At 61.9% G+C, this 15,262-nt stretch carries 13 protein-coding genes; 7 read left to right on the top strand and 6 right to left on the bottom strand.

Annotated features, from left to right (window positions below):
* Positions 1-93 precede the first annotated feature (93 nt).
* Positions 94-1,707 (top strand): phosphoenolpyruvate carboxykinase, encoded by a 1,614-nt coding sequence (locus tag ACIQ2A_RS03090; protein WP_398475641.1) that lies wholly within the window; start codon positions 94-96, stop codon positions 1,705-1,707.
* 228 nt (positions 1,708-1,935) lie between these two features.
* Positions 1,936-2,373 carry an EamA family transporter gene (locus ACIQ2A_RS03085; RefSeq protein WP_398475638.1) on the top strand — a complete coding sequence of 146 codons (438 nt, stop codon included), beginning with the start codon at positions 1,936-1,938 and terminating at the stop codon, positions 2,371-2,373.
* A 52-nt stretch (positions 2,374-2,425) separates the two neighbouring features.
* Here the strand turns inward: ACIQ2A_RS03085 and ACIQ2A_RS03080 are convergent, their stop codons facing one another.
* The 3 genes from ACIQ2A_RS03080 to ACIQ2A_RS03070 form a co-directional block, all read right to left on the bottom strand.
* On the bottom strand, positions 2,426-3,238 hold the full coding sequence (locus ACIQ2A_RS03080; RefSeq protein WP_398475636.1) for a hypothetical protein: 813 nt from the start codon (positions 3,236-3,238) through the stop codon (positions 2,426-2,428).
* A 285-nt stretch (positions 3,239-3,523) separates the two neighbouring features.
* The gene (locus ACIQ2A_RS03075) at positions 3,524-3,997 is read right to left on the bottom strand and encodes a hypothetical protein (protein ID WP_398475634.1); all 474 of its coding nucleotides are present in this window, start codon (positions 3,995-3,997) and stop codon (positions 3,524-3,526) included.
* A gap of 65 nt (positions 3,998-4,062) precedes the next feature.
* On the bottom strand, positions 4,063-4,644 hold the full coding sequence (locus ACIQ2A_RS03070) for a hypothetical protein (protein ID WP_398475632.1): 582 nt from the start codon (positions 4,642-4,644) through the stop codon (positions 4,063-4,065).
* A gap of 133 nt (positions 4,645-4,777) precedes the next feature.
* Between ACIQ2A_RS03070 and ACIQ2A_RS03065 the strand changes: the two genes are divergently transcribed.
* A complete protein-coding gene (locus ACIQ2A_RS03065; RefSeq protein ID WP_398475630.1) occupies positions 4,778-5,443 on the top strand; it encodes a response regulator in 666 nt (221 codons plus the stop codon).
* Complete coding sequence (locus ACIQ2A_RS03060) at positions 5,443-6,837, top strand: ATP-binding protein (RefSeq protein WP_398475628.1); 1,395 nt, start codon at positions 5,443-5,445, stop codon at positions 6,835-6,837. The genes ACIQ2A_RS03065 and ACIQ2A_RS03060 overlap by 1 nt, the downstream gene beginning before the upstream one ends.
* A gap of 4 nt (positions 6,838-6,841) precedes the next feature.
* Here ACIQ2A_RS03060 and ACIQ2A_RS03055 read toward each other — a convergent pair whose 3' ends face one another.
* On the bottom strand, positions 6,842-9,373 hold the full coding sequence (locus ACIQ2A_RS03055) for a glycogen/starch/alpha-glucan phosphorylase (RefSeq protein WP_398475626.1): 2,532 nt from the start codon (positions 9,371-9,373) through the stop codon (positions 6,842-6,844).
* A gap of 266 nt (positions 9,374-9,639) precedes the next feature.
* On the opposite strand from ACIQ2A_RS03055, the gene ACIQ2A_RS03050 reads away from it, so the two are divergent.
* From ACIQ2A_RS03050 to ACIQ2A_RS03040, 3 genes are all read left to right on the top strand, one after another.
* Positions 9,640-10,071, top strand: a complete 432-nt coding sequence (locus ACIQ2A_RS03050) for a hypothetical protein (protein ID WP_398475624.1) — start codon at positions 9,640-9,642, stop codon at positions 10,069-10,071.
* Between the two features lie 242 nt (positions 10,072-10,313).
* Entirely contained in the window at positions 10,314-11,453 is a 1,140-nt protein-coding gene (locus ACIQ2A_RS03045; protein WP_398475622.1) for a helix-turn-helix transcriptional regulator, read from the top strand.
* Positions 11,454-11,632: 179 nt separating this feature from the next.
* Positions 11,633-12,895: an Lpg1974 family pore-forming outer membrane protein gene (locus ACIQ2A_RS03040; RefSeq protein WP_398475620.1), complete on the top strand. Its 1,263-nt coding sequence runs from the start codon at positions 11,633-11,635 to the stop codon at positions 12,893-12,895.
* 6 nt (positions 12,896-12,901) lie between these two features.
* On the opposite strand, the gene ACIQ2A_RS03035 is transcribed toward ACIQ2A_RS03040, so the two are convergent.
* The gene (locus ACIQ2A_RS03035; protein ID WP_398475618.1) at positions 12,902-13,726 is read right to left on the bottom strand and encodes a DUF2865 domain-containing protein; all 825 of its coding nucleotides are present in this window, start codon (positions 13,724-13,726) and stop codon (positions 12,902-12,904) included.
* Between the two features lie 101 nt (positions 13,727-13,827).
* Positions 13,828-15,216, bottom strand: a complete 1,389-nt coding sequence (locus ACIQ2A_RS03030) for a sodium:proton antiporter (protein WP_398475798.1) — start codon at positions 15,214-15,216, stop codon at positions 13,828-13,830.
* Between the last annotated feature and the right edge of the window lie 46 nt (positions 15,217-15,262).

The raw sequence follows: 15,262 nt of genomic DNA, 5'->3' as shown, positions 1-15,262 counted from the left end.
AAAGCTGGAGTGGCTATAGTGTCGGTTACCGCTGCAATGCGGGGTTGGAGGCAACCTCGCATGTCGAATAGCGGGCTCTAAGGAGGACTATCCGTGCAAGAGACGGGCGTACGTAACGCGGCCTATGGCGCCGATAAATTCGGACTCAAGAACCTTAAAGCGGTGAACTGGAATCTCGGTGCGCCGCAGCTCTATGAGCATTCGCTGCGCAATGGCGAGGCTGAATTGTCGTCCGATGGCGCGCTCTGCGCAGACACCGGCGATTTCACCGGCCGCAGCCCGAAGGACAAGTTCACCGTCAAGGACGCGTCCACCGAACAGATGTGGTGGGCCGGCAATCAGTCGATCACGCCGGAGCAGTTCGAAGCGCTCTACACCGATTTCAAGAAGCACGCCGAAGGCATGACCCTGTTCGCGCAGGATCTTTATGGCGGCGCCGATCCGAGCTTCGCCATCAAGACCCGCGTGTTCACCGAACTCGCCTGGCACTCGCTGTTCATCCGCACTCTGCTGATCCGCCCGGAAGCGGCGGCGTTGGCTGATTTCGTGCCTGAACTCACCATCATTGACCTGCCGAGCTTCAAGGCCGATCCGAAACGTCACGGCTGTCGCTCGGAGAACGTCGTGGCCATCGATTTCGCCCGCAAGATCGTCCTGATCGGCGGGTCTTATTATGCCGGCGAGATGAAGAAGTCGGTCTTCACCACGCTGAACTACTATCTGCCCGCCAAGGGCGTGTTGCCGATGCATTGCTCCGCCAATGTCGGCGAGGGCGGTGATACCGCGATCTTCTTCGGTCTGTCGGGCACCGGCAAGACCACGCTCTCGGCCGATCCGAAGCGCACGCTGATCGGCGATGACGAGCATGGCTGGGGCAAGGACGGCGTCTTCAATTTCGAAGGCGGCTGCTACGCCAAGACCATCAAGCTCTCCGAAGAAGCCGAGCCGGCGATTTACGCTGCGTCGAAGCGTTTCGGTGCGGTGCTCGAGAACGTTGTTCTCGATGCCAATACCAAGGTGCCGGATTTCGACGATGGCTCGAAGACCGAAAACACCCGCTCGGCCTATCCGCTCGACTTCATCCCGAATGCCTCGCGGACCGGCCGCGCGCCGCAGCCCAAGAATGTGGTGATGCTCGCTGCGGACGCCTTCGGCGTGCTGCCACCGATCGCCAAGCTGACCCCGGCGCAGGCGATGTATCACTTCCTGTCCGGCTACACCGCCAAGGTGGCCGGCACCGAGCGCGGTCTCGGCAATGATCCGGAGCCGGAATTCTCCACCTGCTTTGGTTCGCCGTTCCTGCCGCTCGACCCATCGGTCTATGGCAACATGCTGCGTGACCTCATCGCCAAGCACAATGTCGATTGCTGGCTGGTGAACACCGGCTGGACCGGCGGCAAATATGGCGTCGGCTCACGCATGCCGATCAAGGTGACGCGTGCGCTGCTGACGGGTGCGTTGAACGGTTCGCTGCGCAACGCCGAATTCCGCACCGACAAGTATTTTGGTTTCGCTGTGCCCACTGCGCTTGACGGCGTGCCGAGCGAAATCCTCGATCCGGTCAACACCTGGAAGGACGAGGCCGAGTTCGACGCCACGGCGCGAAAACTGGTCGGCATGTTCCAGAAGAATTTTGCCAAGTTCGAGGCACAGGTGGACGCGGAAGTCCGCGCTGCTGCGCCGGATGTGAAACTGGCGGCGGAGTAAGCGCTGCTGACATACGATACGAAAGGGCGGCCGTGAGGTCGCCCTTTTTGCGTCTCGCTATGTCGTGACCCGGCTTGACCGGGTGACCCAGTGAACAACGACGCCAATGATGTGTCGTGCGGATGCATGGATCGGCATTAACGCAATGTCACGGTGCAAACTTTATCTCCCGCGTATACTGGGTCGCCCGGTCAAGCCGGGCGACGACAAGAGAGACAGCAGGCTCCAATGAAGAACCTCACCCTTACCTGGCCGTTCTGGGCCGTCCTCTCCGCTGCCTTCGCGGCACTCACGGCGATCTTCGCCAAGATCGGTATCGAGAACGTCAATTCAGATTTCGCCACCTTTATCCGCACCATCGTCATCCTGTTCGCCGCAGGACTCATGGTGGTCGCCACCGGTCACTGGCAGTCGCCATCGACGATCTCGGGGAAGACATGGGTCTTTCTTGTCCTGTCCGGCTGTGCCACCGGCGCGTCCTGGATCTGCTATTTCCGCGCACTCAAGCTCGGCGATGCAGCGCGGGTGGCGCCGATCGACAAGCTCAGCGTGGTGTTCGTTGCGGTGTTTGCGGTGCTGTTTCTCGGTGAGAAACTATCGTTGCCGAATTGGCTCGGCGTCATCCTGATCGCCTGTGGCGCAGTGCTTGTCGCCTATCGGGCGTAAAACACGAAAGAGGCGGCCACGTGGGCCGCCTCTTGTTTGTTGCGAATACTGCTTACTTGGAAGCTGTCTTGCCGGTCGCGATATTGGTGGCAGCGCCGCTCTTGAGATCGATACGATAGACTTCGCGCAGCACATTGCCGGCGAAGCCGAGCTCGACGATCGAGATCGTGTTCAGCGCAGTCGGAATACCGGCCGGCAGGATCTGGTTGAACTCCGCCGCGGTCTGATCCATCGCAGCCTTGATCTCAGGCGTGAACTTCACATTGCTGTAGACCAGCGTGTTGTGCGGATTGTGCGAGCGCAGCTCCTTGCCGTCCTTCACCACATTGACGCCGCTGACGCCGACGGTCTTGACCAGATCCTTCGCCGCATCGCCCATCACGGCATAGACCGGGCCGGTGACGCGCGGCAGCGGGCCGTCGCGCAGCGGTGCAAGCGCGGCCGTGGCCGTGGTGTTGAACGCCATCATGGCTTCATAGTCGGCGCCTTCCTTGACGACGCCGAGATCGAGCCACCATGGCTGGCCGGCGCCCTTGGCGGCTTCGGTGCTGTAGAAATTCTTCATGGTGACGTTCAGCGGCTTCGGCAGCTTGGGCAGCGCCTTCAGCATCTTGTCCGGGGTGGTCGGATCGGCGCTGTGGATGTGCACCACGGTGATGTGCGGGATGTTGAAGCGCTGGGCTTCGTCCTCGAGCTTCGCATTCAGCAGCTTCTCGCGCAGAATGCCCTTGATGGTGACGTCCATCTTGTCGTTGACGTCCTTCGGCAGCGTGTAGACCAGGCCGAAGGTGCGCGCATGGGCGCGGAATTCCGATGCGGACAGCGCACTGTTGTCGATGGCATCGGCAGCATGAGCTGTGGACATCAGCAGAGAGGCGCCGGCAAGAACAAGTGCCGCGCGACGAGAAAATGTTGGAAGCATTGGAAAGGCCTTTAACGGAGAGGATGTCTGGGGCGCTGTGGTGATCCGACTGGTCAAAGTTTGGACTGTCATTTGATCACGACAAACGCCGCGCGACCATGCGGACGGTTTGTGACAGCTGCGTCTCATCCGTCACGAGAATGCCATGCTGCGGCAATTCGCGCAGCATGGCTGGTCCATTTGCGAATGATGCCGGGTTGGGCGACATCCTGAAATTGCGCGTGTCGCTCAGACTGCCTTCTGCAACACCTCGCTCCATTTCGGATCGAGTCCCTCGACAGGCTTCATCTTACGAATATGCCCGTCCAGCTCGATATGCAGCTCGGCGAGCTCATGGTTGCGCCGCCCCAGCACTTCAAAATGCTTTGGCTTGCGACGCGGCTCGCCAAGCGGTTCGAAGCCGGCGGCGCGGGCAGCCTTCAGGGCATCGCGTGGCTCTCCAGGACCATGATGCTCATGAGGCTTCTTCTTGTGGTCGATCGTGATCGCGGTCTTGCCGGAGACCAGGCGCGACACTTTCAATTCCGACGGCTTCAGCTCTCCTGACAGATCGACAGGATCACCGATGCGGAGCGTATACTGGTCGAGGCCTTTCGGCGTGATGTCGGCGAGGATGGCGCCGCGACTGGTTTCGACCACGAAGCGATGGCCGAAGACATGGGTGATCTTGCCGCTGATTGAGGTGGTGTGGTGATCGGGCATAGCGAGTTCCTTGAATTCCGTTGTGCTGAAGAGAATGCATGAGGGCGCAGGTCGGTTGCCTCGCGTCATCGCGGCGGTGGCGGCGGCGCGTCGTCATCTGGACCGCCCCGGTCGCTTGGCGGCGGCGGACCGCGATCGGCGCGGGCGTCAGGGCCGTCTTTCGATCCCTTGGGACCTTTCGGGCCTTTGGGTCCCTTGGGCCCATCGGGCGGGCCGAAGGCTTCGTTGCGGCCGTCGGCATGAACCACCACGTCGGGGCGTACCACGCCGCGATCGAACCGGCCTTGAACCGTGACCGTTTCGCCCTTGGTCACCACCATGCGATCCTCGCCGCGCGGGCCGGTATCGACCAGCGCGCGGCCACTCGTGTCCTGCACCACGAACTTGTTGCCGTAGATCTCGGCCACGTCGCCCTTGATGGCGACCGGGCTTCGCTCCTGCATCTTGTCGATCGGCGCAGGCTGCAGCAGCATGACGCTGCGCGGCTGCCAGTTCTGGGCGAGCCGGGTGCCGCCAGCGCCGAGAGCTGCGCCGGCGATCAGCAGTGCCGCCACGGTGCCGGTGGCGATGGCGCTACGCGACAGGCGCTGGCGCCGTTGCGGGGGAGGCAGGGCTTTGGGCTCGGAGGTATGATCGGTGTCAGTCATGGCTTGATCTCGCTGTCATCGTTGTCGATGGCCGGACCGTATCGGGCGCTGCCCAATCCACCCTGAACCGAACCGTTCAGGCTGAGTTAAGCTGGGCTGCCTAGAGCGTGGCGCAGATTTGACGAGAGCATCCATGAAAGTATTGCTGGTCGAGGATGACGCGCCATTGGCTGGCGAGATCGCAGCGGCTTTGCGCCGCGAGAACTTTGCCGTCGATATCGCGGCCGATGGCGAGGAAGGCCACTACCTCGGCGATACCGAATCCTACGACGTCGCTGTGCTCGATCTCGGCCTGCCGAAAATGCCCGGTGCAGCCGTGTTGCGCGCGTGGCGCAAGAGCAGCCGGCAATTGCCTGTTCTGATCCTGACGGCCCGCGATGGCTGGACGGAAAAGGTCGATGGCTTCAAGGCCGGCGCCGACGACTATCTGACCAAGCCGTTTCGGGTCGAGGAATTGATCATGCGGCTCCGCGCGCTGGTGCGCCGCTCGGCCGGACATGCCGCGCCGGAAATCACCTGCGGTGCGCTGAGCTTCGATGCGCCGACCGGCGTGTTCGCGCTCAACGGCCTGCCGCTGAAACTGACGGCGCTGGAATGGCGCGTGTTGCAGTCGCTGATCCTGCGCAAGGACGTGGTGTTCGACCGGCTCGAACTCATGGAGAAAGTGTACGAAGGCGATGCCGGCACGGATTCTAACTCTCTCGAGGTGATCGTGGCGCGTCTACGCCGCAAGATCGGTCATGACATGATCGAGACCGTGCGTGGGCGCGGCTATCGTTTGACGGCGGGACCCGCGTAATGTTGCGTGATGCATCGCTGAGCCGCCGGCTGTTGACTGCGGCCTGTGCCTTTATCGCACTGGCGCTGGTGATCTCGACGGTGCTGATCGGCTTTGTCCTGCATCGGTTCGTGCAGGGACAGATCGACCAGCGTCTGGATACCCAGATCGTGTTTCTGTCATCGCTGCTGCGTGCCGATGGCAATGGCCGCATCAGCCTGGCCGGCAGCGCCGATGGGCCACCTTTCGAGCGTTCGCGCCGCGGCTGGTATTGGCAGGTCACGGGCCCGAGGAACGTGCTGCGTTCGGCGTCGCTTGATGGCGCAGATCTCGACGCTGCAATGCCCGTTGCGGGCGACCAACGTCCGCCGCCACCGCCGAAGAAGGACCGCGATCCGCGCGAAGAACGCCCGCGTCCTGCCGATGGCGTCGGGCCGGATGACGAATACCTGCATTATCGCATCAAGCCCGTAAAGGTCGGCGCCCACGATGTAACCATTATCACCTCGGCGCCGCGCGCGGCGGTACTCGGTCCGCTGCGCGAGGCCATGACCACGCTTGCCATTTCGCTGGCGGTGCTGGGGCTGGCGCTCATTCTTGCCATCATGCTGCAGGTGCGGCTGGGATTGCGTCCGCTCGAAAGGCTGCGGCGGGCGGTAGCGGATGTACGTAGCGGCCATCTCGCGCGCGTGCCATCGAAGCAGCCGCAGGAAATCAAGCCGCTGGTGGCGGAGCTCAATGCGTTGCTCGATCAGAATGCGAGCGGTCTCGAACGCGCGCGTCGCCATGTCGCCAATCTCGCACATGGCCTGAAGACGCCGCTGGCCACGCTGGCCGTCGCAGCCTCCGCCGATCGCGACGGACATCCTGCGACGCTGCAGCCGCTGGTCGCGCAAATGGAGCGCCGTATCCGGCATCATCTCGGTCGTGCACGCGCCGCGGCATTGAACGGGCCGGCGCGTGCGCAGACGGCGATTGCACCGCGGCTGCAGGATCTCGGCGATGTCCTGGGCAAGATCAACAGCGAGAAGACCATCGCATTCGTGATGGATGTGCCGGCCGATTGGCTGGTCGCCTGCGAACAACAGGATTTCGACGAGATGGCGGGCAATCTGCTCGACAACGCATTCAAGTGGGCGCGCGGCAAGGTGTCGATCCGCGGCGTGCGGCAGGATGCGTTGATCGCATTGACCATCGAGGATGACGGAAGAGGTCTGTCTGTCGATGAGCGTGCGCGGGTGTTGCGGCCTGGCGAACGACTCGACGAAAGCGCGCCTGGCTTTGGCTTTGGCCTCTCGATCACACGCGAACTGGCCGAGCTCTATGGCGGCGATGTCGCATTGGGGGCGTCGCCGCTGGGAGGTTTGTGCGTGACGCTGCGTCTCCCGGCGGCTAATGCCGCCGAGAGCAGGTAGTGGATCAGGTTGCCTTGCGCACCAGCTGCGCAAATGTCGTCGGCATCTGGCTCGCCACCGGCACGTGCCAGATGTCCTCGGCATATTCGCGGATGGTGCGGTCCGACGAGAACCAGCCCATGCGTGCCGTATTGAGGATCGCCGCACGGCTCCAGGCCGAACCGGCCTGCCAGCGCGCATCGACGCTGCGCTGGGCGTCGTAATAGGAATCGAAATCCGCCGAGACCATGTAGTGGTCGAGATGGCGCAGCGCGTGGCCGATGCCGCCGAAACGGCCGGGATCGTCGGGCGAGAAGAAGCCGGTCTCGATGGCCTGGATGGCGCGGCCGAGATTGGGCGACTTGTTGATGACGTCCGAGGCATCGAGACCGTTGTTACGGCGCGTAACGACCTCTTCTGCGGTCATGCCGAAGATCGCGATATTCTCCGGGCCGACATTGTCGCGGATTTCGATATTGGCGCCGTCCAGCGTGCCGATGGTCAGCGCGCCGTTCAGCGACAGTTTCATGTTGCCGGTGCCGGAGGCTTCCATACCGGCGGTGGAGATCTGCTCGGACAGATCGGCCGCCGGAATGATGATTTCCGCAAGACTCACATTGTAGTCGGGCAGGAAGGCAACCTTGAGCTGACCCTTGATGCTCTCGTCATTGTTCACCATTTGCGCGACATCGTTCGCGAGCTTGATGATCAGCTTGGCATAACGATAGCTCGCCGCTGCCTTGCCCGCAAAAATTTTCACGCGGGGCACCCAGTTCTTGTTGGGCTCGTCCTTCATCGCCTGATACAGCGCGACGGTCTCGACGATATTGAGCAACTGTCGCTTGTATTCGTGGATGCGCTTGATCTGTACGTCGAACAGCGCCGATGGATCGGCTTGCACGCCGAGCTTCTCGCCGATCACGCGGGCGAGGGCGAGCTTGTTGTGATGCTTGACCTTGCGGAATTCCTGCTGGAAAGCGGCGTCGCCCGCATAGGCTTCGAGCTTGATCAGGCGTGTGGGATCATCCAGCACCGCTTCGCCGCAGGTGGCGCGCAAGAGATCGGTGAGTTTCGGATTGGCCAGGGTCAGCCAGCGGCGGAAGGTGATGCCATTGGTCTTGTTGGTGATGCGGCCGGGATAGAGCTGGTTGAGATCGCGGAACACGGTCTCTTTCATCAGCTCCGAATGCATCGCCGACACGCCATTGATCCGATGCGAGCCGATGAAAGCAAGATTGCCCATGCGCACGCGGCGGCCGGCGCTTTCGTCGATGATCGACACCGAGGCGCGATAGCCGGTATCGCCGGGGCGGATGGCGTCGGCACGGTCGAGATGTGCGACATTGATGCGGTAGATGATTTCGAGATGGCGCGGCAGCAGCCGCTCCATCAGTTCCACCGGCCAGGTCTCGAGCGCTTCCGGCAGCAGGGTGTGATTGGTGTAGGACAAAGTCGCATTGGTGATCTGCCAGGCGGCATCCCAGCGCATATTGTGCACGTCGATCAGGATGCGCATCAGCTCGGCAATGGCGAGGCTCGGATGCGTATCGTTCATCTGCACCGCGGCCTTGTTGGCGAGACCGCGCAGATTGCCTTCGGATTCGAGGTGCCGCTTCACCAGATCCTGCAGCGACGCGGAGACGAAGAAATATTCCTGCCGCAGTCGCAGCTCGCGGCCGGCAGCGCTTTCGTCGTTCGGATAGAGGAATTTGCAGATCGCCTCGGCGCGCGATTGCTCGGCGCTGGCGCTGACATAGTCGCCTGAGTTGAACACGTCGAGACGCAGCGGATCCGGCGCACGCGCCGACCACAGGCGCAACGCGTTCACGTGCTGGCCGCGCCAGCCGACAATCGGCGTGTCAAAGGCGACGGCCTCCACGGTTTCGCCGGGATGCCACACGCTGCGCTGATGACCCTTGGCATCATCCACCACTTCGACGCTGCCTCCGAAGTGAATGTGATAGACGACCTCAGGCCGCGGCAGCTCCCACGGATTTCCGAAGCCCAGCCACTCGTCGGGATATTCCTTCTGCCAGCCCTTGGAGATGACCTGCTTGAACAGGCCGAAGTCGTAGCGGATGCCATAGCCGTAAGCGGGGATGGCGAGCGTCGACATGCTCTCCATGAAGCAGGCGGCGAGGCGGCCGAGGCCGCCATTGCCGAGCGCCGCATCCGGCTCGCATTTGCGGAGTTCATCCAGGCCGACGCCGAGATCTTCCAAAGCCGCGCGAAACACCGGCAGCAGGCCCATATTGTTGAGCGCATCGGTGAACAGGCGGCCGATCAGGAATTCGAGCGACAGATAATAGACGCGCTTACGGCCGCCGTCGTAGCTCTCCTTCTCGGACAGCAACCAGCGATGCACGACACGATCGCGCAATGTCAGCGCGGCAGCCTTGTACCAGTCATGCTTGGTGGCGAAGGAAGGCTCTTTGCCGATGCCCAGCGTCAGCTTGACGAGAATGGCACTTTTGATCTCGGCGAGCAGAAGCTCGTCGATCGGTGCGTTCAGGGGCTGAAATTGTGCGGGCGTGGACTGGTCTGACAAACTGGTCATCCTGATTTTTGTCACGGCGTGAAAGCATACGCCCATTCATAGGTGGTCGGAAACCCATCGGGGTGAGGAGGTTTTGCTACTGCGATGCCGATGAATTGAGCAGCAATTATGAAGCTGCGGCTTTGATGGCAGGGCTCAACCGAATTGTCGCTTAAGATTCGGTTATGCATTAGAACAAAATAAGAACAAATTTCAAATCATTGATATATCATTCTGATTCGGCGGACCTGTTCGCCGTCCATGCTCTGCCTAGCCGTGAGGACGATATGTCCAGCATTGCCTATGATCAGTTCGCGCTCACCCGGATCGCCGATTTCGCGCGGTCTCTCACCCGCCTGCATCTTAACGCGCGTCGTTATCCCGTGGATGACGACCAGATCGACCGCGAATTCAATACGGTCTGCCTGTCGGTGTGGGGTTACACAACCGACGATGTCAGCGACGATCTGTTCTCGCTCGACGATCACGCCTGGCTCGATCAGCTCGATGAGGCGCATGCTCGGATGTTCGCCGCTGAACGGGGCTACGATCTCGATGGTGAGGATGGCTTGCTCACGGATTGGTGGGGCTATTGCTGGATGATCCTCGCCGAGAAGCGCGGTCTGCTGACGCCGGAGAACCGCGCCGCCGCGCGCGCCGAGATCGAGCAGAAATATCTGTCGACGGGAAATGTGGTGGGCGTGATCATCGGCCGATGATTGCGCCGCCGATCATGATGGACCTCTCATCGCATGATGGGGCCACATGACTGCACCCCGCATGAAGCCGGCGATCACTGCGCATTTGTCGTTACGACATGCCGCATCATTGCGCGTTGTGTCTTATTTATGAATTTGACGCGGGCGGTTTTTGTATCCAGACTTTGCTGACGCAAGTGCAACAAAAACAATATGCGGGCTGTTTTGGTGCCCGATAATAATTTCAGTGCAAGAAACTGGACATGGTGTTTCCCGGCCCGGAGCTTTTATCCGGCTTGATCGATACGCTTTACGAGTCCGTTTCCGGCCCGTCGAAATGGCAGGTCGCGATCGATCGGCTCCGCGTTCTGTTCAACGGCTCGACGGCCTGCCTGGTGCGGAGTGGGCCCGACCTGCAGCCGAGCGACGCGGTCAGCTCGAATCCCGATCCCGAATTTCAGCTTCGCTATATCGAGGATCATGCGCCTTACCCGAACGTCTATGCAGATGCACTTGGCGTTGCTCCGGTCGGACTGATCTATAGCGATCGCGCACTGATCGGCGACGATGTGTTGCGTCGCAGCCGGTTCTGGAACGACTGGCTGGCGCCGCAGGACATGTATGGCGGTCTCGGCAGCAAGCTGATGACATCCGGCCCGTCGTTCTGGATCTTTGATGTGCAGCGGGGCCGCAATCAGCAGGCTTTCGATGCCAATGAGGTCGCATTGCTGCAATTGATCATGCCGCATCTGCGACGCGCGACCGAACTCGGCTGGCGGTTTCAGGCAGCCCAATTGCTGGCATCGAGCTACGTCAACCTCCCGTTCGGCGTGCTGGTGGTCGATGGTCAGTTGCGCGTGATCCAATCGAATGACGTCGCCGATAATATTTTGCTGCGGCAGGCGAGCATGTTGCGGATCAAGTCCGGCATGCTGACCAGCCGCGATCACAAAACCATGGCGGCGCTCCACAGATTGGTCGCGGATGCCTGTGCATTCGGCTCGGATGCCGCGCCCGGCACCGGCGGCGAATTGCTGCTGCGCGCTGCCGGCGATGATCCCGGCATCGATGTCGCGGTGACGGTCAGCCCGGCGGCACGCACGCAGCAGCACTTCCCGCAGTCGCGGCAGGCGATCATCTATCTGCGCGTCCTGACCCTGGCGCTGCCGGACGGTTTTGAGGATCACGCGCGGCAGCTGTTCGATCTGACGCCGGCTGAAGCGCGGCTCGCTGCGGCCCTGGCGAGCGGCCTTGCATTGAAGGACGCGGCGATCCAGCAGGGCATCCGCTTCACCACGGCGCGGTCCTATCTCGAAAACATCTTTCGCAAGACCGGCACGCGCCAGCAAAGCCAGCTGGTCGCTTTGCTCAAGAGCACGCAGCCGCTGATCGGAAAAGCCTAGCGGCTGACCGGTACTGTCGCAGTCATCGCAACTGCGCATTCCGCCATGTGGCGTCTTTGCCGCAGTGGCCGGCAAAGCCACCTGGCCACCGGCAAATGCCGGGTATTCGACGCAGCCTCGCTCGGAAACAGTCGCGGCAATGGCGCCGCAATGTTGGCGTGCGAAACAGTGGGGCGAGCATGAAGGCAATTCTGATCACGGCTCTGGCGCTCAGCGCCTGCGCAAGTCCGGCGGCTTATGCGGCCTCCAACGATGACGTGATGGCGCGCCTCGCTGCGCTGGAGCAGGAAAATGCCGCGATCCGCAAGGAAAATGCAGCACTGCGCGAGAACAAGGCACTGCGGGCCCAGAATGCGGCGCTGAAGTCGTCACCGGGACCGGTGGCGATCTCGGCTCCCAACGCGAAGCGCGATGCTTACTCCGCCTATGCAGCTGATCTGCCGATGGCCTACAAAGCCTCGCCGGTGGAAACCGCAGGACAACTTCGCCTTTGGGGCGAGGGCGGTGCGATTTGGTCGGGCGGCGATGTCACGACATCGCCGTACAACCTCTCCAATTTGCTCGGCAGCAACACGGCCGGTGCGTTCGATCTGGCACCCAAGCTCGGCTGGCAGGCGGCGGCGGGTTTCGACTATCGCTTCGCCGGATCGCCTTGGCATGTCAGCGCCCAGTTCAGATATGGCGAGAGCGGACGATTCTCGGGCACTGCAGCGGTCGGCGGCGTGCTGGATCCGGCGCTGATACCGCTGCTTGGTGGACCAATCGCCGGCGGTTCTGCGTCCGACACCCTGACTATCGGCTACAAGGAGACGCATTGGCTCGCGGACGGCGCTGTCGGCTACGACGTGCTTGGCAGCGGCCGCAATGCCATGCAGGTGAAGTTGGGGCTCCGCATTGCGGAAGTGGCCGGCAAGACCGATTCGCTCCAAAGCAACGCTTTGAGCGTGAATTTCAATGCGCCGTTCGATATCCTCGGCACGGGCATTCTGGTCAATTCGTTCGGCACGACGACAACGAACGCCATCACGACGCGCAGTTCGTTCTTCGGCGCGGGTCCACGGATCGGCGTCGAGGGATCGGCCCCACTGGGCGGCGGCTGGACGCTGGATTATGCCGGCGACGCGGCGGTCCTGTTCGGCCGGCAGCGGCTGGTCAGCACCACGGTCAACACCATCGTGTCGGACCCCGCAATCATCGCTGCGATCATCGGTGGCGGCGGCAGCACCGTGAATACCTCGACCGATCAGCGCTACGCCACCGTGTTCAATGCCGATCTGCAGGTCGGCGTGTCCTATTGGCTGACCGACCAGGTCAAGCTCAGCGCGAGCTATCGCCTCGACGCCTATTTCAACGTGCTGAACCAGACCTTCAGCACCACCAGCAACCAGACCATCGACCGCTACGTCCATGGCCCGCGCCTAGGTGTCAGCGCAACGTTCTAAGGGTTGTCAGTCGAGCTCGGCGCGTTTTGCGCCAGGCGCCGGCATTCGCTTCGGCGCGACCGTCGTGGCCGGCAGCGGCGCGATCTCGCGAGGTGTTTCCGCCATCGGCGCTTCGTCGGTGATCATCTCGGCGGCAACAGGCGCGACCTTCATCTCGCCGAGCCGGGCGCGGACATCGGATGTCAGGCCGGGATAGGACGAGACCGGCGTGAAGTCGGCCGTCTGGTTGTTGCCGGTGCGCATGCCGTTGAAGGCGACGAGGCCGTTGGTGGTGGCGACCACATCGCCGGGACGCAGCGACGTGTCGAGCGAGAGGTCGATGGGGGCCAGGCCAGCGGGATCGCGGCCATTGCAGGTGCAATCAGCTTTTAGCGCCTTGCGATAGGCAAAGGCATTGGGCAGATCGGCATAGCGTTCGCCCGTCGATGATGACGCATAATCGATGCTGCTGCCGAACATGACTTTGGTGGGCGAAGCCGGACAGAAGGCCTGGCACATTTGTGCCGGACTGGCGCCGCTGCGGCCAAGCGGAAAATACTTGCCATCGCAGGTGCGCACGCAGAAGGCTGGGCCAGAGCCGCCATAACCGGCGCTGCGCTGGGGCTGCGGTGCTTCCGTGGGCGTGTTGAGTCCGAAAGGATCGGAGAAGAAGTCAGTCTGCGGTGGCGGGCCGCCGCGGCGCTGCTGCGGCTTTTGTGGCTGGCCGCCATTGAACAGGAAATCGAAGAAGCCTTGCGCGGCCGTGCTTTGCGGTGCGAGCGCGACGCATGCGGCAAGGCCGATGGCGACAAACGGCCGGCGCAGGCGCGTAATTTTACGAGTGTGACGCAACGCCAGGCTCCGCAACGCATGATCAACAGCCGGAATCGCAGCATTCCAGCCTGGGGGGACGCTAGGCGGTTATGGTAAACGCGAAGTAACCACGAGCGGTGTCAGAGGAAAAACACCCAGGTCGTGAGGAAGAACACCGGCAGCAGCACGGCGCCCGACCACAACATATAGCCGAAGAAGCTGGGCATCTTCACGCCGGCATCCCGCGCGATGGCATAGACCATGAAATTCGGCGCGTTGCCGATATAGGTATTGGCGCCCATGAACACGGCACCGGCGGAAATCGCCGCCAGCGTGGCCGCGCCCGATGTCATCAACGCCTTCGCATCGCCGCCGGCGAGTTCGAAGAAGACGAGATAGGTCGGCGCATTGTCGAGGAATGACGACAGGATGCCGGTGAGCCAGAAATAGGCGGCATTATTCGGCGTGCCGTCGGCATGGGTCACCAGTGCGACGAGCGGTGCGAACGGGCCATTGGTGCCTGCCTGCAGCATCGCCATCACAGGCACGATGCAGATGAAGATGCCTGCGAACAGGATCGCGACTTCCGCGATCGGTCCCCATTTGAAATCATTGGCCCTGCGATGCTCGGCTTTTGTCAGCGCCAGCGAAGCGAAAGTGACGATGACGAGGATCGCGTCGCGCAGCAGGTTCTGCAATTCGACGGGAGTGCCGAGTACGGTGAAGGAGATGCCGGGCTTCCAGCTGCCGCTCATCAGGATCGCGGCGATGATGACGAGAAGCAGCAGGAGATTGGCCTTGCCATGCAGGCGTAGCGGCGTATCCGGTGTCGGGTCCTTCATCTTCGGCAGCCGTTCTTCGCGGCGATGCAGATAGATGTCGAGCGCCATAAAGATCGCCAGCACGATGCCGGCGACGAACAGCGTGTCGCGCCAGAGATGCTGCGTGGTCCAAAAGAAATCGACGCCGCGCAAAAAACCGAGAAATAGCGGTGGATCGCCGAGCGGCGATAGCGAGCCGCCGATATTCGAGACCAGGAAGATGAAGAACACGACCACATGGACATTGTGGCGCCGGTCATCATTGGCGCGCAGCAGAGGCCGGATCAGGATCATCGACGCGCCGGTGGTGCCGACGATGCTGGCCATCAGCGTGCCGAAAGCGAGCAGCACCGTGTTGGTGAACACGCTGTCATGCAGATTGCCTTGCAGATAGATGCCGCCTGACACGGTGAACAGCGCCAGCAGCAGCAGGATGAAGGGCAAATATTCAAGCAGCACAGTATGGGCCAGCGTATGCGTAACCACCGTGGTACCGGTCGTCAGCCACAGTGGCACGATGACCAGCGCCGCCCACAATGCAGCGAGCTTGCCGTAGTGATGCTCCCAGAAGTGTGCATACAGCACCGGCCCGGTGGCGATGCTCAGCAGGATGCCGGCAAAGGGCAATGCCCAGAGCATCGACAGTTTCGCGCCATTCAGTCCTTCGGCCGCACAGGCTGCCTCTGGCACGAAGCTGATAATGGTGATGCAGAGGGCGAGGCTGAGAAAACGAGGCAAGAGCGGGCCTTTCGGA

Origin of the sequence: Tardiphaga sp. (assembly GCF_044336785.1) — a bacterium.
GTDB lineage: Bacteria > Pseudomonadota > Alphaproteobacteria > Rhizobiales > Xanthobacteraceae > Tardiphaga.
This window is presented reverse-complemented; position numbering and strand designations above follow the sequence as displayed.